The organism is Halomonas rhizosphaerae, assembly GCF_030010555.1.
Classification (GTDB): Bacteria; Pseudomonadota; Gammaproteobacteria; order Pseudomonadales; family Halomonadaceae; genus Halomonas; species Halomonas rhizosphaerae.
Genome location: NZ_JASCQP010000005.1, coordinates 111,185 through 132,269 on the forward strand (window position 1 = coordinate 111,185; position 21,085 = coordinate 132,269).

A 21,085-nucleotide genomic window follows, 5' to 3' on the forward strand; every position below is an offset into this window, starting at 1 on the left:
GGGGCGGGAGGGTGGCGTGGTGACCGGGTCAGGCCATGGCTGATGGCTCCTCGGTGTGCCACAGCACCCGCGACTTGTCGGTGACGAAGGCATCGTAGGCAAAGTCGTCCACGCTGAGCAGCTCCAGCACCTCGGCCTCGCGCTCGCGCATGAAGGCGGCGTCTTCCTCGGAGATCAGCCCCTTCTCGAGCGCGGCCTCCACCTTCTGCTCGGGGTGCAGGGCGTCGGCCGGCAGCTCGCCCTTGGCATGGGCCTTCTGGACTTGACGGTAGAGGGCCTCGGCGCGCTCCTGGGTGGCAAGCAGCGCATTGTAGTGGGCGAGCGGATTGTCCCGGCTGCCGTCGTTCTCCTGCCAGGTGGTCTCCAGCAGGTAGCGGCGCAGCGCGGTGTCGCGGGAGACGGCCTGGGCGATCTCGCGGGTCAGGTCATCCTGTGGGCGCTTCCAGCGGCGGCCGGCGGGCATCACGACGATGCGCAGCAGCCGGCCCAGGACTCGGCTCGGCAGGTTGTCGAAGAGCTCGTCCAGGGCCTGCTCGGCGCGCCCCAGCAGGAAGCGGCAGCCATAGTGCAGCAGGGCGGCCTCGCCCTCGACCTTGTCGCCCTCGTGCCACTGCTTGAGTGTCATCGAGGCGAGGTACAGGTTGGAGAGCACGTCGCCCAGGCGCGCCGAGAGCATCTCCCGCTGCTTGAGGGTCGAGCCGAGGCTCGCCATGGCGGCATCGGCACAGAGCCCGAAACCGGCGGAGAGGCGGCTGACGTCGCGGGCATAGGGCGCGGCGACCTCGTCGAAGGGGACGTCCGCCCGGCCGAGTCCCAGGCCCTGGGTGAGGGCGCGGGCGGCGTTGCCGAAGATCAGTCCGGCGTGGCCGAAGAAGGCGCGGTCGAAGGCCCGCAGGTCGTCGGCATCCTTGGCGGCCAGTTCCTCGAGCACATAGGGATGGCAGCGAATCGCCCCCTGGCCGAAGATCATCAGGTTGCGGGTCATGATGTTGGCACCTTCCACGGTGATCGCCACCGGGTTGGCGCTGTAGCCGATGCCGAGGTAGTTGCGCGGGCCCAGGGTCACCGCCTTGCCGCCGTGGATGTCCATGGCGTCGCCGAGGATCTGGCGCTGGAACTCGGTGAGCTGGCTCTTGAGAATCGCCGAGGGCACCGCCGGCTTCTCGCCGTGGTCGATGGTGTTGGCCGTCTGGTAGACCGCGGCACGGGAGACGTAGGCCAGCGCGGCCATGCGCGCCAGGGGCTCCTGGACCCCCTCCATCTCGGCCACCGGCACGTTGAACTGGCGACGGATTCGGGCGAAGCCACCGCTCCAGCCCAGGGCGTAACGGGCGGTCCCGGTGGCGCCGGAGGGCAGGGTGATGCAGCGCCCGATGGAGAGGCACTCCACCAGCATCCGCCAGCCCTGGCCGATCATCTCGGGCCCGCCGATGATGGTATCGAGCGGTACGAAGACGTCCTTGCCCCGGATCGGGCCGTTGAGGAAGGGGCTGCCGATGGGGTGGTGGCGGCGGCCGATCTCCATGCCCGCGGTGTCGCGCGGGATCAGTGCCAGGGTGATGCCGCGATCGGTCTCCTCGCCCAGCAGGTGGTCGGGGTCGAAGAGCCGGAAGGCCAGGCCCACCACGCTGGCGATGGGCGCCAGGGTGATCCAGCGCTTCTCGAAGTTCAGGCGCAGGCCCAGCACCTCCTCGCCGTCGATCTCCTGCCGGCAGACCACGCCGGTATCGGGGAGGGCCGTGGCGTCACTGCCGGCGCGGGGGCCGGTGAGGCCGAAGCAGGGGATCTCGCGCCCGTCGGCCAGCCGCGGCAGGTAGTGGTCCTTCTGGGCCTCGGTGCCGTACTTGAGCAGCAGTTCGCCCGGGCCCAGGGAGTTGGGCACGCCCACCGTGACCATCAGCGTCTCGCTGACCGAGAGTTTCTGCAGGACCAGCGACTGGGCCTTGGCAGAGAAACCCAGGCCGCCGTACGCCTGGGGGATGATCATGCCGAAGAAGCCTTCCCGCTTGAGGTAGTCCCAGAGCTCCTGGGGCAGGTCGGCACGTTCCCGGGCGATCTCCCAGGCGTTGCACATGCCGGCGGCCACGCTGCACTGCTGGTCGAGGAAGGCCTGCTCCTGTTCCGTGAGCCCCTCATCGCGGTAGTCGAGCAGCCTCTCCCAGTCGGGTCGACCGGTGAAGAGTTCGCCGTCCCAGGCCACGGTGCCGGCCTCCAGCGCCGTGCGCTCGGTCTCCGAGACCCTGGGCGACACCTTCTTGAACAGGGCGAAGAGGCGCGGGGTCAGCCATCTGGTGCGCAGGGCCGGCAGGCCGGCCGCCGCCACCCCGGCGGCGCCGGCCAGCAGCAGCACGCCCAGCAGGGCAGAGGCGAAGAACAGGCTGGCCAGGCCGGTGACGGCGAGCACGACCAGGGCAGGCAGGGCGCCCGCCTCGCGGCGCATCACCGCCAGCAGGCCGACGATGGCCACGAGCAGCAGGATCAGGGTGAGCATGGGAGACTCCGATTGTTATCGATGGCAAGAATTCGAACAGATGTTTGAATTCTTGCAGACTAGACCACATCGCTGCAACCGGCCAGTGGCATGACTCGTCATTAAGGCTTTCAGGAGAGCGAGAGGCGCCGGGGATAGGCCGAAGGGGAGGTCCGAGGACCAGGGATGGCCGAGGTAGCGTCCAGGGAAGGATTCATAGCGCCTCCCCGAAGCGCCTGTCGCCGGAAAAGCCTCGAGCGTGGTGGTCATCTGCAACATTCTGTAATCCAAAAAAACGCCCCGCGCTGCAGGGCAGGGCGGGGCGCAGTGGTGCCGAGGCACTGGCGTTATCCGTCGAGGCGGCGCTGGGGCTTGCCGCGGGCCGGGGCGTCGCCCGCCACGTAGTAGGGGGCGTCGCTTCTCGGCAGCGGCTCGCGGCCGCGGATGCGGTCGGCGATCTTCTCGGCGAGCATGATGGTCGGCGCGTTGAGGTTGCCGGTGGGGATCACCGGGAACAGCGAGGCGTCCACCACCCTGAGCCCCTCCACGCCGTGCACCCGGCCCTGGCCGTCCACCACCGCATCGTCGCCCTCGCCCATCCGGCAGCTGCCGCAGGGGTGGTAGGCGGTCTCGGCATGGGCCTTGACGAAGGCATCCAGCTCGGCGTCGGACTGCACGTCCGGCCCCGGCGAGATCTCCCGGCCGCGGTAGGGGTCGAAGGCGGGCTGGGCGATGATCTCGCGGGTCAGGCGGATGGCATCGCGGAACTCCTGCCAGTCCTTCTCCCTGGCCATGTAGTTGAAGAGGATGCTCGGTGCCGCCTCGGGGTCCCGGGAGGTGAGGCGGATGCGGCCGCGGCTCTCGGAGCGCATGGAGCCCACGTGGGCCTGGAAGCCGTGGGCCTGCACCGCGCTCTTGCCGTTGTAGCTGATGGCGATGGGCAGGAAGTGGTACTGCAGGTTGGGCCACGCCTCCTGGTCATTGCTGCGGATGAAACCCGCCGCCTCGAACTGGTTGCTGGCGCCCACGCCCTTGCCCAGGAAGAGCCACTCGGCGCCGATCTTCGGCTGGTTCCACCACTTCAGCGCCGGGTAGAGCGAGATCGGCTGGGTGCACTCGTACTGGATATACATCTCCAGATGGTCCTGGAGGTGGGCGCCGACGTTGTCGTTGACCTGTACCGGCGCGATGCCGAACTCGTCCAGTACCGCCTGCGGCCCGATGCCCGAACGCTGCAGGATCTGCGGCGAGGCGATGGCCCCGCCGCACAGCAGCACCTCGCGGCGGGCACGGGCCTGGCGCTCCCCGCCCTTGCGATTGCCCTTGAGAAAGTAGCGCACGCCCACGGCCCGCTTGCCCTCGAACTCGATGACATCGGTGAGGGCGCGGGTCTCGATGGTCAGGTTCACCCGCCCCCTGGCCTGGTCGAGGTAGCCGCGGGCCGTGGAGGCGCGCCGGCCGTTCGGGGTGACGAAGCGGTCCATGGGGCCGAAGCCTTCCTGCTGGTAGCCGTTGACGTCCTCGGTCTCCGGGTAGCCGGCCTGCTTGCCCGCCTCGATGAAGGTCCGGTAGAGCGGGTTGTTGCCCTCTTTCGGGGTCGTGACACTCACCGGCCCGTCGCCGCCATGGTAGGCGTCGGGGCCGATGTCGCGGCTTTCGGACTTCCGGAAGTAGGGCAGGCAGTCGGCGTAGGCCCAGTCCGCCAGGCCCGGCGCCTCGGCCCAGTGGTCGTAGTCCAGGGCGTTGCCGCGGATGTAGCACATGCCGTTGATCAGCGAGGAGCCCCCCAGCCCCTTGCCGCGGCCGCACTCCATGCGTCGGCCATCCATGTGTGGCTCGGGGTCGGTCTCGAAGGCCCAGTTGTAGCGCTTGCCCTGCAGCGGATAGGCCAGCGCCGCCGGCATCTGGGTGCGAAAGTCGAAGCGGTGGTCGGGGCCACCGGCCTCGAGCAGCAGCACGCTGACGCCTTCGTCCTCGGTCAGGCGAGTGGCCAGCACGTTGCCGGCCGACCCGGCGCCGACGATGATGTAGTCGAATTCATGGTTCCGGGACATGGGATCTCCTTAAAACACCGACTCGAAGGGGCCCATCTCGATCTGCACCGACTTGGTCTGGGTGTAGTGGGCCAGGGTCTCGAGGCCGTTCTCGCGGCCCACGCCGGACTGCTTGTAGCCGCCCACCGGCATCTCGGCGGGGGACTCGCCCCAGGTGTTGATCCAGCAGATGCCCGCCTCCAGGCGGTGGATCACCCGATGGGCGCGGTTGAGGCGCTCGGTGAAGACCCCGGCGGCCAGCCCGTAGTGGGTGTCATTGGCGCGGCGGATCACCTCCTCCTCGTCAGAGAAGGCCAGGATCGCCATGACCGGGCCGAAGATCTCCTCGCGCACGATGCGCATCTCGTCCGTGCAGTCGGTGAATACCGTGGGGGCCGCCCAGGCGCCGTTCGCCCGCTCGCCGTCGTTCCAGGCCTCGCCGCCGGCCAGCACCGTGGCGCCTTCCTGCTTGCCCAGGGCGATGTAGGAGAGCACCTTTTCCTGGTGCTCGAAGCTCACCAGGGGGCCGAAGTTGACGCTCGGGTCCAGCGGGTCGCCGGCCCTGATGCGCGCCACGCGCTCGGCAATCCTCGCCTCGAAGGCCTCCTTGACGGCGCTCTCGACGAAGACCCGGGTGCCGTTGGTGCAGATCTGCCCGCTGGAGTAGAAGTTGGCCATCATGGCGGCGTCGGCGGCGCGGTCGAGGTCGGCGTCTGCGAAGACGATCAGCGGCGACTTGCCGCCCAGTTCCATGGTCACCTCCTTGAGGGTGGAGCCCCCGGCGGCGGCCATCACCTTCTTGCCGGTCCCCACCTCGCCGGTGAAGGAGACCTTGTCGATGCCGGGGTGCCCGGTCATCAGGGCACCGACGCTGCCGTCACCGTGGATCACGTTGAAGACCCCGTCGGGCAGCCCGGCCTCGGTGAAGATCTCGGCGAGCCGCATGGTGGTCAGCGGAGTGACCTCGCTGGGCTTGAAGACCACGGCGTTGCCGGCGGCCAGCGCCGGGGCACTCTTCCAGCAGGCGATCTGGATGGGATAGTTCCAGGCGCCGATGGCGCCGATCACCCCCAGCGGCTCGCGACGCGTGTAGACGAAGGACTCCTCGCGCAGCGGAATCTGGCTGCCCTCGATGGCCGACGCCAGGCCGGCGTAGTACTCGAGGACGTCGGCGCCGGTAACGATGTCCACCGCAGCCGTCTCGCTGATCGGCTTGCCGGTGTTGCGGGTCTCGAGCTCGGCGAGCTCGTCATTGCGCTCCCTCAAGAGCGCCACCGCGCGGTTGAGGATGCGGCCGCGCTCCATGCCGGTCATCGCCGCCCAGGCCCGCTGACCCTTGCGGGCCGCGGCCACGGCGGCGTCCACGTCGGCCTCGGCGGCCTGTTGCACCTCGGCAAGCCGCGAGCCGTCGAAGGGGTTGATCACCGAGAAGGTCTCGCCGGAGGTGGCGGCCGTGCGACGGCCGTCGATGTAGAGGGTCTGGGTCTCGAGGAATGGCATGGTGACCTCCAGTCAGGAAGGGGAAAGGGTGTCTCGGGTACCGAGCAGGCGATCGAGGTAGTCCCGGGCCAGGCGACGCGCCTCGTCGCTGTCCAGGCCCTCGAGGGTCAGGGCACCGCGCAGCCACAGGCCGTCGATCAGGGCGGCCAGCGAGCGGGCACAGGCGCGGGCCTCGTCACGGGGCATCAGGCGGCGGAACTGGTGGCAGAGGTTGGCGTAGAGGCGGCGGTCATTGACCTGCTGCAGGCGCGCCAGCTCCGGCTTGTGCATGCTGCTGGCCCAGAAGGCCAGCCAGGTCTTGGCCACCGGCCCGGTCACCTGGCTGCGATCGAAGTTGCCGTCGATGATGGCGCCGATGTGGTCCCTGGGGCTCGTGGTGGTGAGCTCGCGGCGCCGCGCCGCCACCGCCTCGCCCAGATCGCTGAGGATCTGGCGCATGGTGGCCTCCAGCAGGCCGTCCTTGCCGCCGAAGTAGTGGCTGATGATCCCGGCGGAGACGCCCGCGTGGCGGGCAATGCGCATCACCGTGGCATCGGCCAGGCCGACCTCGTCGATCGCCGCCATGGTGGCCTTGATCAGCTGCTGGCGGCGGATGGGTTCCATTCCAACCTTGGGCACCGTTGCTGGCTCCTTTCCCGGGGAATTGATCTTGCAACCACCACATGAAGCATGGTTACCATGTGCACAGCTTGCCATTTCTTTATTGAACGTTCAATCAATAAAGTGCCTGGCAAAGGATCCCGCTGGCTCGTGGTGCTGCCACCGCGGCTATACTTCATGTCCAACAAGAGGAATGCCTCCATGCTCACCCGCAACCTGAACCGTCGCCTGACCCTGGGGCTCGGTGTCGCCGCCATCGGCGTCTCCGCCTCGCCGCTGCAGGCCGCCGAGCCCGAGAGCTGCGAGACCGTGCGCTTCGCCGAGGTCGGTTGGACCGACATCACCGCGACCACCGCACTCACCACCGAAGTGTTGGAAGCCATGGGCTACCAGACTCGCATCGACACCGTTTCCGTCCCCATCGCCTACCAGGGCATGAAGAACGACGACTTCGACGTCTTCCTGGGCAACTGGATGCCCTCCATGGCGTCGATCAGCGACCCTTACGTCGAGGATGGCGATGTCGAGCGCCTGGGGGCCAACCTGGAGGGCGCCAAGTACACCCTCGCGGTACCGCAGTACGTCCACGACGCCGGCGTCACCTCGGTGGCCGATCTCGCCGAGCATGCCGAGCAGTTCGACAGCCGGATTCACGGCATCGAGGCCGGCAACGACGGCAACCAGTTGATCCAGCAGATGATCGACGATGACGCCTTCGGTCTGGGCGACTGGCAGCTGATCGATTCCAGCGAGGCCGGCATGCTTGCCGAGCTGAGTGCCCGGGCGCCGGAGGAGGAGTGGATGGTGTTCCTTGGCTGGGAGCCGCACCCGATGAACACCAACTTCGACATGGCGTACCTGGAAGGTGCCGATGACTACTTTGGCCCCGACCTCGGCGGCGCCACCGTCTACACCAACACCCGCGGCGGCTACGTCGAGGAGTGCGCCAACGTCGGTGCGCTGCTGGAGAACCTCGAGTTCACCCTCGAGATGGAGAACCAGCTGATGGGCGAGATCATGGACGATGGCGAGGACCCCCGTGATGCCGCCCGCGCCTACCTGCAGGCCAACCCCGAGGTCCTGGAAGTCTGGCTGGAGGGCGTCGAGACCCGCGAGGGCGAGCCGGCGCTGCCGGCGGTCAAGCGCGCCCTCGACATCGAGGCGTGAAGGGCCACGCGGGCTTGCCATGCAGCGGGCCCGCGTGCATAATCCCTCCCCGTTGCCCGGCTCCGGTCGGGCAAGCCGTTGATAAGGCTACGTAGCTCAGCTGGTTAGAGCACATCACTCATAATGATGGGGTCCCCTGTTCGAATCAGGGCGTAGCCACCAGGACACACGAAAACGCCCGCCAGGCCTCGCGCCGGCGGGCGTTTTCCGTCGGATCCCGGTGCGCCTCGCGAGGGGAGGGGAATGCCAATCCCCGCTTGACCTTACGGGCCCGATCCGTATACTACGCCCCGTGCTTGAGGTCATTCCCCGATAGCTCAGTTGGTAGAGCAAATGACTGTTAATCATTGGGTCGCAGGTTCGAGTCCTGCTCGGGGAGCCAGCTTCGCTCATGTAGCGAAGGATATTGTCAACCTGAAAGGCACATAGCGGCATGCGGTCATTCCCCGATAGCTCAGTTGGTAGAGCAAATGACTGTTAATCATTGGGTCGCAGGTTCGAGTCCTGCTCGGGGAGCCAACCGCTCCTAGCTGCCTGCCGCATCCCCTCGCATTATCCTGCATCGTTCCCCGATAGCTCAGTTGGTAGAGCAAGTGACTGTTAATCACTGGGTCACAGGTTCGAGTCCTGTTCGGGGAGCCAGTCCTGTCTGGCCATCCTCCTCTCCTGCGTCTCCCTCGCGCCGATGCCTCACCGGCTTCTCGCCGGATAACTGCTGCCATTCCAGGGTCTTGTCGTCACCCGTCGGCTGGCACCTCCTGCGGCCTTCAGGGGCGCTCTTCGTGTGAGCCTCTTCGCGCGAAGGTCGCACGCCATGGCTGTCCCGGTCTCCGGATGGCGAGCCGCAAATACAGGGACGCCGGGCCCTGGGGCCCGGCGTCCTTGTTTGCCGATTCCGTAGCGAAGCCGCTGTCCATTCGCTGTGTTCAGGTGCCTTTGGCGTAGTGCCAGGTGCCATCGAGTTGGGTGTAGTCGAGCAGGATCTGGGCCGCCTCCAGGATCTGGGCGCGATCGACCGGCTCCTCGTCGCTCTCCTCCTCGTCGCGGGCATCGACCCACTCCTCCAGCGGCTCCAGGCCCAGGGCGCGCCGGCGCTCGTTCTCCAGGGCGAGCTGTTCGGCCTCCTGGGCCTCCACCTCGCGCTGGCGCTGCTCACGATTGAGGCTGACGCTGGTGTGCTGCTCGCGAAGCCGGCTGGCCAGCTCGGACTGCTGCTCGAGGTAGTGGAAGTTCGGGTGCTGCTCGGCGCGCTCGCGATGGCGGCTGCGCAGCGTCTCCAGATACTGGCGGGGCTCGCCGTAGGTGCGGTATTGCACCTCGCGCACCGTGTCCCATTCCAGGGCGTTGTCGAGGCTGCTCTCGCCAATCAGCTCCGGGTCGATCAGGCTCGGGAAGCGGATGTCCGGCTCCACGCCGCGGTGCTGGGTGCTTTCCCCGGAGATGCGGTAGAACTTGGCGCGAGTCAGCTTGATCTCGCCATGGCTCAGCTCGTTGAGGGTCTGGACCGTGCCCTTGCCGAAGGTGTCGGTGCCCACCACCAGGCCGCGGCCGTAGTCCTGGATGGCTCCGGCGAAGATCTCCGAGGCGGAGGCCGAGAGGCGATTGACCAACACGGCAAGGGGGCCGTCATAGAGGGTGCCGCTCTCGGTGTCGCCGTAGAGGCTGATGCGGCCGCGGGCATCGCGGACCTGCACGGTGGGGCCGCGGTCGATGAACAGGCCGATCAGCGAGTTGGCCTCCTGTAGGGCGCCGCCGCCGTTGTTGCGCAGGTCGAGCACGATGCCCTCGACGCCCTCGTCCTGGAGCCGTTCCACTTCCTTGGCCACGTCGCGGGTGGTGCTGCGGTAGTCTTCCTCGCCGGCCTGCCAGGCATCGAAGTCCACGTAGAAGGTGGGGATCTTGATCACCCCGAGGCGGTGGGTGCCGTCGTCCCGCGCGATCTCGACGACCTCGCCCTGGGCGGCCTGGTCCTCCAAATCCACGGTGTCGCGGGTGATCTCGATGACCTTGGAGCGCGTCATGTCGACGGCCTGGGCGGGTACCACGTCGAGTCGCACCACCGAGCCCTTGGGGCCGCGAATCATGTCGACCACGTCGTCGAGGCGCATGCCCACCACGTTGACGATCTCCTCGCCCTCCTGGCCCACGCCGACGATGCGGTCGGCCGGCTGCAGGGCCCCGGCCCGCTCGGCGGGGCCACCCGGTACCAGGCTCGATACCTTGACGTACTCGCCGTCGGCCTGGAGCAGGGCACCGATACCCTCCAGCGAGAGGCGCATCTGGATGTCGAAAGACTCGCCCTGGCGCGGCGAGAGGTACTCGCTGTGGGGGTCGATGCTGCCGGTCACCGCGGCCATGAGGAGGCCGAAGACGTCCTCCTCGTTGGTCTGGCGCAGGCGCGACAGCTGCCCCTCGTAGCGCTGGCGCAGGTTGGCTTCCACCTGCTCGGCGTCCTGGTCGCTGATGGCCAGGGTCAGGGCGGCGTTCTTGAGCCGCTTCATCCACAGCTCGTCCAGGGTCGCCTCGCGACCGGCCCAGGGGGCGTCCTCACGCTCGAGCTCCAGGCGCTGCTCGCTGTCGAAGGCGAAGTCGACGCCCTCGTCGAGGCGGTCGAGCAGCCATTCGAAGCGCGCCTCGGCGCGCTCGTGGTAGCGCTGATAGAGGGCGAAGGGGCGCGTCAGGTCGCCGTCGAGCAGCGCCTCGTCCATGCCGGTTTCCAGGTCGTTGAAGGCGGCCACGTCGCGGTCGAGCAGGTAGGCGCGTTGGCCATCGAGGATGTCCAGGAAGCGCGAGTAGGCGCGCCGTGACCAGTCGTCGTCGAGGCTGATATCCGCATAGTGGCCGTAGCGCAGCGACTCGGCCACTTCCGCGGCCACCTGGCGCTGGGCGTCGTTCGGCTCGACGGCGGCCAGTAACGGCGTGGTGGCCAGCAGCAGGGCCAGGGCCGCTGAACGCCCAAGGGTGACAAACAGGCTCATCGATGAAGCACTCCCCGATTCGTGTACACTTACTATCTATCCAGACTCCGACCCGGCTGACGAGTTGCATGGACCGAACGGTCATTGTACCAGCTTGGTCGTGCCGCCAAGACCCCCGAAATGCCCCGTGATAGAGGAATTCCATGTCCCAGGATGCCCGACTCGAGCGCCTGCTCGACTTCCTGCGTCGATCCCCCACGCCCTGGCATGCCACGGCCAACATGGCCAGGCGCCTCGAGGAGGCCGGCTACCGGCGTCTCGAGGAGACCGAGGCCTGGCGCCTGTCGCCCGGTGAGCGTGTCTACGTCTCCCGCAATGACTCCTCGCTCGTCGCCCTGCAGCTGCCCCGCGAGCGGCTCACGGCATTGCGGCTGGTCGGTGCCCATACCGATAGCCCCGGCCTGCGCCTCAAGCCCAACCCCGCCCAGAGTGCGGCGGGTTGGCTCCAACTCGGCGTCGAGGTCTATGGCGGGGCCCTGCTGGCGCCCTGGTTCGATCGCGACCTGGGGCTGGCCGGGCGGGTGCACCTGCGCCACGCCGATGGCCGCATCGAGGGCGTGCTGCTCGATGTCGCAAAGCCGGTGGCGATCATCCCGAGCCTGGCCATCCACCTGGACCGCGAGGCCAACAATGGCCGTGCCATCAATGCCCAGACCGAGATGGCCCCGGTCTTCCTGCAGGGCGGGGGGCGGCCCGACCTCGAGCGCCTGCTCGCGGGTTGGGTCGCCGAGCAGCACGGGCTCGAGGACGTCGAACTCCTCGACTTCGAGCTCGCCTTCCGCGACATGCAGCCGCCGTCCCGGGTCGGGGTCGACGGCGAAATGATCGCCAGTGCCCGGCTCGACAACCTGCTCTCCTGCTTCATCGGCCTGGAGGCCCTGCTGGAGAGCGACGGTCGCCAGGGGGCGGTGCTGGTGGCCAACGACCACGAGGAGGTGGGCAGTGCCAGCGCCTGCGGCGCCCAGGGTCCCTTCCTCGGTGACGTGCTGCGGCGGGTGAATGCCCAACTCGGCGAAGCGGGGGAGGAGGGCTTCATTCGCCTGATCCAGGCCTCGCGGCTGATCTCCTGCGACAATGCCCATGCCCTGCACCCCAACTTCCCGGACAAGCACGATGCCGCCCACGGGCCGGTGCTCAACGGCGGACCGGTGATCAAGGTCAATGCCAGCCAGCGCTATGCCACCAACAGCGCCACGGCGGCGCTGTTCCGTGACCTCTGCCGCGCGGCCGAGGTACCGGTGCAGAGCTTCGTGACCCGGGCCGACATGGGCTGCGGCAGCACCATCGGCCCCATCACCGCCACCGAGCTCGGCGTGCCGACCCTGGACGTGGGCGTGCCCCAGTGGGCCATGCACTCGATCCGCGAGACCGCCGGCGCCCGGGACGTGGAGTCCCTGACGCAAGTGTTGACCGCCTTCTTCGATCGCCCCGAACTGGCCTAGGCCGCGGGGCGAGTAAGACGAAAAAACCCGGCGCCAGGGACGCCGGGTTTTCGCTATCTGGTGGCTACGCCCTGATTTGAACAGGGGACCCCATCATTATGAGTGATGTGCTCTAACCAGCTGAGCTACGTAGCCAACAACGGGGGCGAAGTCTAAGGACTTTGCCTCGTCGGGTCAAGGCCTTCGTGCCTCAGACATTGAAGCGGAAGTGGATCACGTCGCCGTCCTGGACGATGTACTCCTTGCCCTCCAGGCGCCACTTGCCCGCGTCCTTGGCGCCCTGCTCGCCGCCCAGCGAGACGAAGTCCTCGTAGGCGATGACCTCGGCGCGGATGAAGCCCTTCTGGAAGTCGGTGTGGATCACCCCGGCGGCCTCGGGGGCGGTGGCGCCCACCTTCACCGTCCAGGCGCGCACCTCCTTGACCCCGGCGGTGAAGTAGGTCTGCAGCCCGAGCAGGGCATAGCCGGCGCGGATCACCCGGTCGAGCCCCGGCTCCTCCATGCCCATCTCGTCGAGGAACATGGCGCGCTCCTCGTCCTCCAGCTCGGCGATCTCGGCCTCCAGCTGGTTGCACACCGGCACCACCACGGCGCCTTCCTCGGCGGCGATCTCGTTGACCACCTCGAGGTAGGGGTTGGCCTCGAAGCCATCCTCGTTGACGTTGGCGATGTACATGGTGGGCTTGAGGGTCAGGAAGCCGAAGCTCTTGAGCTGGTACTTCTCGTCGTCGGTGAGGCCGCCGCTTCTCAGCGGCAGGCCTTCGGCCAGGTGGGGCTGGATGCGCTCGAGGATCGCCTTGGTGGCGATGGCCTCCTTGTCGCCGCCCTTGGCCACGCGCACCAGGCGCTGGATGGCGCGCTCGACGGTGTCGAGGTCGGCCAGCGCCAGCTCCATGTTGATGATCTCGATATCGGCCCGCGGGTCGACCTGGTTGGCGACGTGGATCACGTTGTCGTTGTCGAAGCAGCGCACCACATGGGCGATGGCCTGGGTCTCGCGGATATTGGCCAGGAACTTGTTACCCAGCCCCTCGCCCTTGGAGGCGCCGGCCACCAGGCCGGCGATGTCGACGAACTCCATGGTGGTGGGGATCACCTTCTGCGGCTTGACGATCTCGGCGAGCCGGTCGAGGCGCGGGTCGGGCATCGGCACGATGCCCACGTTGGGCTCGATGGTGCAGAAGGGGAAGTTCTCGGCGTCGATGCCGGACTTGGTCAGCGCATTGAACAGCGTGGACTTGCCGACGTTGGGCAGGCCGACGATACCGCAGTTGAAACCCATGAGATCTTCCTGGAAGCGAGTTCGCGATTGGAAAGTGGCGTGTATTCTACGGAAGCGCGGAGCGCCAAGCTACAAGCACCGAGCGGCCAAGCCGCGAAGATACGGGCCCTCGACGATGCAGGTCGGATTCGGCCTCGGGCAGTGTCGTTCCGGGCATGGCTGCCCGTCGTCGGTCCCCTTGTAGCTCGGTGCTTTCAGTTCGGCGCTGTAAAACTGTGCAGCCGGTTCATGGCCTTCGCCCAGTCACCGGCCAAGGCCTGGGGCAGGGTGGCCAGGCACTCGTCGATGGCGGCGTCGATGGCGGCGCGCTCGGCCTTGCCGGGCCGGCTCAGCACGTAGTTCGTCACCTGGCGGCTGTCGCCGGGGTGGCCGATGCCGATGCGCAGGCGGTGGAAGGCCCGGTCGTTGCCCAGGGCGCGGATGATGTCGCGCAGGCCGTTGTGCCCGCCGTGGCCGCCGCCGGTCTTGTAGCGCGCCGTACCCGGCGGCATGTCGAGCTCATCGTGGGCCACCAGCAGCTCGCCCGGTGCCAGCTTGAAGAACTGGCAGAGGGCCGCCACGGCGCCGCCGCTGCGGTTCATGAAGGTGGTGGGCTCGAGCAGGTGCACGTCCTGGCCGTCCAGGTGGACCCTGGCGTGCAGGCCCAGGAACTTCCTGTCCGGACGCAGCTCGCCGCCCGCCGCCCGCGCCACGGCCTGCACCAGCCAGGCACCGGCATTGTGGCGGGTGGCCGCGTAGTCGGCGCCGGGATTGCCCAGTCCAATGATCGCCTTGACCTGGCTCATGTCGTGTCTCCAAAAAATCATCGGGAATGATTTTTGACGTCGCGTTAGCGGCGGCCCGTAGGATGGCCGCCAGGGAGGGACGGCCACAAAAAAAATCAAGCGCCGAGGCGCTTGATCGATGAAGGGAGGGCCATGCAGAGCATGGCCCCGGGCAAGCGCGCTTACTCGGCGCTACCTTCGCCTTCTTCGCCCTCGGCGGCTTCACCGCCTTCCTCGTCCTCTTCCGTATCACGGACCTTGGGCTTGGTGATGCTCAGCACGGCGTTGTCATGATCCTCGCCATGGGTGAGCGCGACCAGGGTCACGCCGGCCGGCACGGTCAGGTCGGAGAGGTGCAGGGTGGTGCCCAGCTCGACCTCAGTGATGTCGACCTCCAGGAAGTCGGGCAGGTCCTTGGGCAGGCAGCTGACCTCCACCTCGTTGGAGAGCACGTGGAGTTCACCGCCGTCGTCCTTGATGCCCTTGCACTTGTCCTCGCCCACGACGTGCAGCGGCACGCGCAGGGTGATCTCGTGGGTGGCATCGACCCGCAGGAAGTCGGCGTGGGTGATCAGCGGCTTGTAGGGGTGACGCTGCAGATCACGGACCACCACCTGCTGAGCCTGGCCATCCACGTGCAGGTTGATCACGGAGGAGAAGAAGGCCTCGTCTTCCAGCGCCTTGTAGAAGCTGGTCTTGTCGACGGCGATGGGCTGCGGCGCTTGCTCACCACCATAGATGATGGCCGGCACCTGTTCGTTCGCACGACGCAGGCGGCGGCTCGCACCTTTCCCCAGGTCGCTGCGAACGCTGGCATTGAGTGTGTAATCGGACATGGAATTGCCTCTTTCTGGAAGTAAGGAAAGCGCCGTGGCCCGCGACCAGACCGCGGCGTTTCCGGGAGCCCCGCAGGGCATGTGTCCCGCGCCCTGTGCCGCCGGGCGAGTCCCGGTGGACCCGCGTCAGTGGAACATGGCGCTGACGGATTCCTCGTTGCTGACCCGGCGGATCGCCTCGGCGATCAGCCCGGCGACGCTGAGCTGGCGGATCTTGCCGCTGCGCCGGGCGGTCTCGGAGAGAGGGATGGTGTCGGTCACCACCACCTCGTCGAGCACCGAGCCGGTGATGTTGTCCACCGCCGGCCCCGACAGGATCGGGTGGGTGGCGTAGGCCACCACGCGCCGGGCGCCCCGGGCCTTGAGGGCCTCGCCGGCCTTGCACAGGGTGCCGGCGGTGTCGATCATGTCGTCCACCACCACGCAGGTGCGGTTCTCGATCTCGCCGATGATGTGCATCACCTGGGCCTGGTTGGCCGAGGGGCGCCGCTTGTCGATGATCGCCAGGTCGGCGTTGAGCTGCTTGGCGATGGCGCGGGCGCGCACCACGCCGCCGACGTCCGGCGATACCACCACCAGGTCGTCGTAGTTCTGGCGCTCGATGTCGTCGAGCAGGATCGGCGAGCCGTAGACGTTGTCCACCGGCACGTCGAAGAAGCCCTGGATCTGGTCGGCGTGCAGGTCCATGGTCATGACCCGGTCGACGCCGGCCTTGACCATCATGTCGGCGACGATCTTGGCCGAGATCGGCACGCGCGCGGAGCGCACGCGGCGGTCCTGACGGGCATAGCCGAAGTAGGGCACCACGGCGGTGATCCGGGTGGCGGAGGCCCGGCGCAGGGCGTCCACCATTAGGATCAGCTCCATCAGGTTGTCATTGGTCGGTGCACAGGTGGACTGCAGGATGAACACATCCTTGCCGCGCACGTTCTCGTTGATCTCGACCGCGACCTCGCCGTCGCTGAACTGGCCGACCGTGGCATTGCCCAGGTAGGTGTCCAGACTCTCGGCGACCTTTCGGGCGAGTTCGGGATTGGCATTCCCGGCGAAAACCATCAATTTTGACACGCGCAGCCACCTTTGCTGTGTTGGGTCTTCAGGGATTCGGGTCGAGGGTCGTTCCGGGGCGGAATGGCTGGGGCAGGAGGATTCGAACCTCCGCATGGCGATACCAAAAACCGCTGCCTTACCGCTTGGCTATGCCCCAGCAGCCTGCTCCGCTCCGGGACGTCCCGGGTTGCCTTGGCGCCCGTGGGCGGGGCGGGTCATCGACCCAGCGCAGCATGGAGAGGTGAGCGATTCAGGCCGCGGGCCTTGAAGGCCTGCCAGCCGCCGGGAACCTCGGCCAGGAGCCGGTCGGCCTGGGCCTCGCTGTCGAGCCGGGCAAAGACACAGGCGCCGGTGCCGGTCAGCATGGTCGGCGCTCGGGACGCCAGCCAGTCGAGTGCATGCGCCACCTCGGGATACAGTGCCCGGACGGTGGGCTCGCAGTCGTTGCGCCAGCTCGCCGCTCCCCCCTGCAGTGCGCGCGCCATGGTAATCGGGGGGGTGTGGCGTGTCAATTGCGGTGCCTTGAACACCGCCGGCGTAGAGACCGTCACGCCGGGGTGAAGCACCACGAACCAGGGGGTATCGAGCTCGACCGGGGTGAGGCGTTCGCCGACTCCCTCGGCCCAGGCGGCGTCCCCGTGCACGAACACCGGGACGTCGGCCCCCAGGGCGAGGCCGAGGCCGGCCAGGCGTTCGACGTCGAGGCCGAGTCCCCAGAGGGCATCGAGGCCGAGCAGGCTGGTGGCGGCATCCGAGCTACCGCCACCGAGCCCCCCGCCCAGGGGCAGGCGCTTCTCGAGGAGGATATCCGCCCCCAGGCGGCAGCCGCTCTCGGCCTGCAGCAGGCGGGCGGCCCGCACGATCAGGTTGTCCTCGGCCGCCACCCCGGGCAGGCGGGGAGCGAGGCGGATCTCGCCGTCCTCGCGGCCGCGCAGGGTGAGGGTGTCGCCGATGTCGAGGAACTGGAACAGCGTCTGCAACTCGTGGTAGCCATCCGGCCGGCGGCCGGTGATGTGCAGCAGGCGGTTGAGCTTGGCCGGCGCCGGCAGCACCAGCGTGTCGGGAAGGGGGGTGTTCAGCGGCATGTCAGTCGTCGAGGGCCGGGCGCCAGTCGGTGACCGCCAGGGTGACTCGCAGGTCGTCATAGGCCATCACCAGGCGCCTGGGCAGCCAGAGGTCGGCGACGCGCTCCCAGTCGCGGTACTCGATCTCCCAGCCATCCTGCTCGAGGCGAAGGGGAAAGCCCAGTTCGTCCTCTTCCAGTCGATGGGGCGTGTCGTCCGCCGGCAGGCCGCGGATCCAGTCGGAGAGCGCGCTGACCGGCAGCGACCAGCCCAGCTGCTCTTCCATCAGCGCCTCCGGGGTCTCGGCCTCGAAGCGGCCCTCGGCGGTGGTCAGCGAGAAGCGCCCTTCGCGTCCCTCCAGGGTGCTGCGCCCGCTGCCGAAGGGCCCGCTGATCAGCAGCCGGTAGTAATGCGGGTGCTGGCTCCAGTCCAGGTTGGCGCTGGTGGAGTCCTCGGGGGTGCGCAGGCCGGCCTTGCCGACCAGTACCCAGGTGTCGAGTTCGGCCAGGCGTTCGGCCTGACCCTCCCACTGGCCCGCGGCGCGCTCGCCCTCGGGGGCGGGCGCCCGGCCGGCGCAGCCGGCCAGCAGGGCCAGGGCGAGCAGGGGGATCAACAGTCGCGGCAGTGTCGTCATGGCGAGTTCCGTTCGTCGGGGGGGGGTCAGTCGTCACGCCCGGGCGCGTCGAGCTCGGGGTGGCGTTGCAGCAGCTCGTCGATCAGCGGGCGCTCCTCGAAGCGTTGCCGGGCCTCCTCGAGCAGGTCGCGTGCACGCTCTTCCTCGCCCAGCGCCCAGAGCACCTCGATGAGGTGGGCGGCGATCTCCTGGTCGGGCATGGCCGACCAGGCGCGCTCGAGCCAGGGCAGGGCCCCTTCGGGGTCGCCCTGGCGATAGCGGACCCAGCCCTGGCTGTCGAGGATGGCCGGGTTGCCAGGCTCCAGCGCGTGGGCCCGCTCGATCAGTTCGCGTGCCTCCCCCAGCCGGCCCTCGAGGTCGGCATCGGCGAGGGTGTAGCCCAGGGCGTTGAGGGCATTGGCGTTGTCCGGATCGGCCTCGATGATATGGCGAAGGTCCGCCTCCATGGCGGCGAGGTCGCCATCGGCGAAGGCGCGCATGGCACGCTGGTAGCGCAGCCGTTCGTCATCGGGGTGCTGCGAGAGTTCGCTGTCGAGCAGGGCATCCGCCTGCTCGACGAGGCCGGCCTCGTCAAGCAGTTCGACCTCCAGGGAGACCAGCTCACTGCGGTAGTCCTCATGGCGCAGCCGCTCGAGGCGCAGGAAGGCACGCGCGTCGAGCAGCCGGTCATCCTCGATCAGCATCCTGGCCGCACTCAGGCGGGCGGTCAGGAACTGCTCGCCCTCGGGCACCTGGCGGTAATAAAGAAGGGCGTTGTCCACCTCGCCCTCCTCCTCGGCGATGGCGCCCAGCAGCAGGAAGGCCAGCGGCGGGGCCTCGTCGTCACCGACCAGGGGCAGCAACAGGCGGCGCGCCGGGGGCAGGTGCTCCTCTTCCAGGAACAGCCGTGCCAGGCCGAGGCGCAGCTCGGGGTCGTCGCCGTGGTCGTCGAGCAGGGCGTCGGTGGTGGCCTCTGCGGCCTCGATGCCGCCCAGCTGGATCTCGGCGCGGGCCAGCAGCAGCATCAGGCGCGGGTCGCCCGGCGCCACCTCCAGGCCGCGTCGCGCCGCCGCTCGTGCCGCCGAAGGAGTGTCGGCCTCCAGCGCCAGGCGGGCGCGGATCTGCCATAGCTCGGGCAGCTCGGGCGCGACCCGCGTCAGCCGCGACAGGCGCTGCTCGGCCGCCGCACGCTCACCGGCGGCGGCCTCCAGCAGGGCGGTGGCCAGCTCGCTGTCGTGGTCTGCCTCGCCAGCCCCTGCCAGGTGCTCGCGCATCCTGGCCAGCAACGGCGCCGGGTCGGCACCGGCCTCGAGGGCACTCTCCACGAAGCCGGTCAGCTCCTCCTGTGCGCCGCGCGAGATGGCGGCCAGGCGCTGTTCCAGGGCGGCATCCCAGTCGCCGCGTTGGATGGCGAGGCTGGCGAGCAGGCGTGCCGGGGCGTCGCTCTCCGGCGCCAGGGCCTGCCAGCGCCGTGCGGCCTCATCGAGGAGCTGGGGGTCCTCGCTGAAGCGGGCGGCCAGGGTGGCGCGCTCGGCGAGGGGGGCGGAGCCATAGCGCTCGGCGACGTCCAGAAAGCCGCGGGTGGCGCGTGGATAGTCGCCGCGCTGTCCGGCCAGTTCGGCCACCAGCAGGCCGGAGAGGCTCTCGGCATCCAGCCCGCGGGTGATCGACGGCGCACCCGCCAGCGGGTCCTCGGCGGGTTCGGCGGCCGAAGAGGCCCCCGGCAGGCCCTGGCAGCCGGCGAGCAGGATCGCCAGCGCCATTGGCGCCAGGGGGGAGCGACGAGTGATTCGGGAGAGCGTTCCGCGGGGCATGCGCGTCTCGTGCCAAAGGACGAGTCGCCAGCATAACGGCTCGGCTCCCCCGGGCAAAGCATGATCCCGGTCACGGCATGTCATGGCGCCCCGGGCGGGCGGCCTGTGGTAGAATACTGCGCTTCGAGGATGGGCGGTCCGCGTCAGCGGACACCACCATTGCGCCCCTGCCGGAACCACGACTCGCGAAGACGCCGAACGCATGACGCTTCTTGCCCTGGGAATCAACCACCGGACCGCCACCATCGAGGTGCGCGAGCAGGTCGCCTTCTCGCCGACTCAGCTGGAGGCGGCGCTGGCCGAGCTGCGTGCCCTGCCGGAGGTGCGCGAGGCAGCGGTTCTCTCCACCTGCAACCGCACCGAGCTCTACTGCGTGACCGAGGCCGTCGGCGAGCGCGAGATCCTCGACTGGCTGGGCCGTTTCCATGGACTGAGGGTGGAGGACCTCACGCGCTGTGCCTACCACTTCCACGAGAACGACGCGGCCCGGCACCTGATGCGGGTGGCGGTGGGGCTGGACTCCATGGTGCTGGGCGAGCCGCAGATACTGGGCCAGCTCAAGGAGGCCTACCAGGCGGCCCGCCGGGCCCGTGGCCTGGGCGGTGAGCTGGAGTGCCTGTTCCAGAACACCTTCGCCGTGGCCAAGCAGGTACGCACCGAGACGGGCATCGGTCGCAACCCGGTGTCGGTGGCCTACGCGGCGGTGAGCCTGGCCAGCCGCATCTTCGGCGACTTCACCCGCTCGCGGGCACTGCTGATCGGCGCCGGCGAGACCATCGAGCTGGTGGCGCGCCACCTCCACGAGGCCGGCGTGCGTCGGCTCACCGTGGCCAACCGCACCCGCGAGCGGGCCGAGGCCCTGTCCGGGCCGCTGGGCGGCGAGGCGATCACCCTCGATGCCATCCCCGAGGCCCTGGTCGAGGCCGACATCGTGATCTCCTCCACCGCCGCGCCCCTGCCGATCCTCGGCAAGGGCATGGTCGAACGGGCGCTGAAGAAGCGCCGCCACCGTCCCGTCTTCATGGTCGACATCGCCGTGCCCCGGGACATCGAGCCCGAGGTGGGCGAGCTCAGCGATGTCTTCCTCTACACCGTCGATGACCTCCAGGAGGTCATCGAGGAGAACCGCCGGCATCGCCAGGTGGCCGCCGACCAGGCCGAGTCGCTGATCGAGCACGGCGTGGGCAACTGGCAGCACGAGCGGCGGATCCGCAGCGGCGGCGAGCTGATCCGCGACGTGCGCGCCCGCGGCGAGGCCATGCGCGAGCTCTCCGAGCAGCAGGCCCTGGCGCGCCTGGCCCGCGGCGAGGACCCGGAACTGGTGATCCGCCGCCTGGCCCACCAGCTGACCAACCGGCTGATGCACCGTCCCACCGTGGCGATGCGCGAGGCGGCCTCCCGGGAGCGTCGCGACCTGCTGGAGGCCGCCACCGCCCTGCTGCTGGACGAATCCACCGACCACTCCCGATAGG

The 21,085-nt window shown here is 68.7% G+C and carries 15 protein-coding genes and 6 tRNA genes; 7 read left to right on the top strand and 14 right to left on the bottom strand.

Annotated features, from left to right (window positions below):
* Positions 1-28 precede the first annotated feature (28 nt).
* The 4 genes from QLQ83_RS01075 to betI all read right to left on the bottom strand — a co-directional run bounded on the left by QLQ83_RS01075 (position 29) and on the right by betI (position 6,621).
* On the bottom strand, positions 29-2,491 hold the full coding sequence (locus QLQ83_RS01075; RefSeq protein ID WP_282733731.1) for an acyl-CoA dehydrogenase: 2,463 nt from the start codon (positions 2,489-2,491) through the stop codon (positions 29-31).
* Positions 2,492-2,817: 326 nt separating this feature from the next.
* Complete coding sequence (gene betA / locus QLQ83_RS01080; RefSeq protein ID WP_282733732.1) at positions 2,818-4,524, bottom strand: choline dehydrogenase; 1,707 nt, start codon at positions 4,522-4,524, stop codon at positions 2,818-2,820.
* Positions 4,525-4,533: 9 nt separating this feature from the next.
* The gene (gene betB, locus QLQ83_RS01085; RefSeq protein WP_282733733.1) at positions 4,534-6,003 is read right to left on the bottom strand and encodes a betaine-aldehyde dehydrogenase; all 1,470 of its coding nucleotides are present in this window, start codon (positions 6,001-6,003) and stop codon (positions 4,534-4,536) included.
* 12 nt (positions 6,004-6,015) lie between these two features.
* Complete coding sequence (betI, locus tag QLQ83_RS01090) at positions 6,016-6,621, bottom strand: transcriptional regulator BetI (RefSeq protein ID WP_282733734.1); 606 nt, start codon at positions 6,619-6,621, stop codon at positions 6,016-6,018.
* A 183-nt stretch (positions 6,622-6,804) separates the two neighbouring features.
* Between betI and QLQ83_RS01095 the strand changes: the two genes are divergently transcribed.
* The 5 genes from QLQ83_RS01095 to QLQ83_RS01115 all read left to right on the top strand — a co-directional run bounded on the left by QLQ83_RS01095 (position 6,805) and on the right by QLQ83_RS01115 (position 8,412).
* Positions 6,805-7,770 carry a choline ABC transporter substrate-binding protein gene (locus tag QLQ83_RS01095; protein WP_282733735.1) on the top strand — a complete coding sequence of 322 codons (966 nt, stop codon included), beginning with the start codon at positions 6,805-6,807 and terminating at the stop codon, positions 7,768-7,770.
* Between the two features lie 85 nt (positions 7,771-7,855).
* Positions 7,856-7,932, top strand: a tRNA-Met gene (locus QLQ83_RS01100).
* Between the two features lie 144 nt (positions 7,933-8,076).
* Positions 8,077-8,152 (top strand) — tRNA-Asn (locus QLQ83_RS01105).
* Positions 8,153-8,213: 61 nt separating this feature from the next.
* Positions 8,214-8,289, top strand: a tRNA-Asn gene (locus QLQ83_RS01110).
* 47 nt (positions 8,290-8,336) lie between these two features.
* A tRNA-Asn gene (locus tag QLQ83_RS01115) sits at positions 8,337-8,412 on the top strand.
* A 284-nt stretch (positions 8,413-8,696) separates the two neighbouring features.
* Here QLQ83_RS01115 and QLQ83_RS01120 read toward each other — a convergent pair.
* Entirely contained in the window at positions 8,697-10,748 is a 2,052-nt protein-coding gene (locus QLQ83_RS01120; RefSeq protein WP_282733736.1) for a carboxy terminal-processing peptidase, read from the bottom strand.
* 143 nt (positions 10,749-10,891) lie between these two features.
* On the opposite strand from QLQ83_RS01120, the gene QLQ83_RS01125 reads away from it, so the two are divergent.
* Positions 10,892-12,190, top strand: coding sequence for a M18 family aminopeptidase (locus QLQ83_RS01125; protein WP_282733737.1), 1,299 nt, complete (start codon positions 10,892-10,894; stop codon positions 12,188-12,190).
* 58 nt (positions 12,191-12,248) lie between these two features.
* On the opposite strand, the gene QLQ83_RS01130 is transcribed toward QLQ83_RS01125, so the two are convergent.
* The 9 genes from QLQ83_RS01130 to QLQ83_RS01170 form a co-directional block, all read right to left on the bottom strand.
* Positions 12,249-12,325, bottom strand: a tRNA-Met gene (locus QLQ83_RS01130).
* Positions 12,326-12,380: 55 nt separating this feature from the next.
* A complete protein-coding gene (gene ychF / locus QLQ83_RS01135) occupies positions 12,381-13,472 on the bottom strand; it encodes a redox-regulated ATPase YchF (protein WP_282733738.1) in 1,092 nt (363 codons plus the stop codon).
* 194 nt (positions 13,473-13,666) lie between these two features.
* Positions 13,667-14,257, bottom strand: coding sequence for an aminoacyl-tRNA hydrolase (gene pth / locus QLQ83_RS01140; protein WP_282733739.1), 591 nt, complete (start codon positions 14,255-14,257; stop codon positions 13,667-13,669).
* 161 nt (positions 14,258-14,418) lie between these two features.
* Positions 14,419-15,072: a 50S ribosomal protein L25/general stress protein Ctc gene (locus tag QLQ83_RS01145; RefSeq protein ID WP_282733740.1), complete on the bottom strand. Its 654-nt coding sequence runs from the start codon at positions 15,070-15,072 to the stop codon at positions 14,419-14,421.
* A gap of 126 nt (positions 15,073-15,198) precedes the next feature.
* On the bottom strand, positions 15,199-16,140 hold the full coding sequence (locus QLQ83_RS01150; RefSeq protein WP_181243486.1) for a ribose-phosphate pyrophosphokinase: 942 nt from the start codon (positions 16,138-16,140) through the stop codon (positions 15,199-15,201).
* Between the two features lie 64 nt (positions 16,141-16,204).
* A tRNA-Gln gene (locus tag QLQ83_RS01155) sits at positions 16,205-16,279 on the bottom strand.
* Positions 16,280-16,337: 58 nt separating this feature from the next.
* Complete coding sequence (ispE, locus tag QLQ83_RS01160) at positions 16,338-17,207, bottom strand: 4-(cytidine 5'-diphospho)-2-C-methyl-D-erythritol kinase (protein WP_282733741.1); 870 nt, start codon at positions 17,205-17,207, stop codon at positions 16,338-16,340.
* 1 nt (position 17,208) lies between these two features.
* Entirely contained in the window at positions 17,209-17,820 is a 612-nt protein-coding gene (lolB, locus tag QLQ83_RS01165; RefSeq protein ID WP_282733742.1) for a lipoprotein insertase outer membrane protein LolB, read from the bottom strand.
* Positions 17,821-17,846: 26 nt separating this feature from the next.
* Positions 17,847-19,613 (bottom strand): tetratricopeptide repeat protein, encoded by a 1,767-nt coding sequence (locus tag QLQ83_RS01170; protein ID WP_282733743.1) that lies wholly within the window; start codon positions 19,611-19,613, stop codon positions 17,847-17,849.
* Positions 19,614-19,815: 202 nt separating this feature from the next.
* Here QLQ83_RS01170 and hemA point away from each other — a divergent pair, with 202 nt between their 5' ends.
* A complete protein-coding gene (hemA, locus tag QLQ83_RS01175) occupies positions 19,816-21,084 on the top strand; it encodes a glutamyl-tRNA reductase (protein ID WP_282733744.1) in 1,269 nt (422 codons plus the stop codon).
* Position 21,085: the final 1 nt, after the last annotated feature.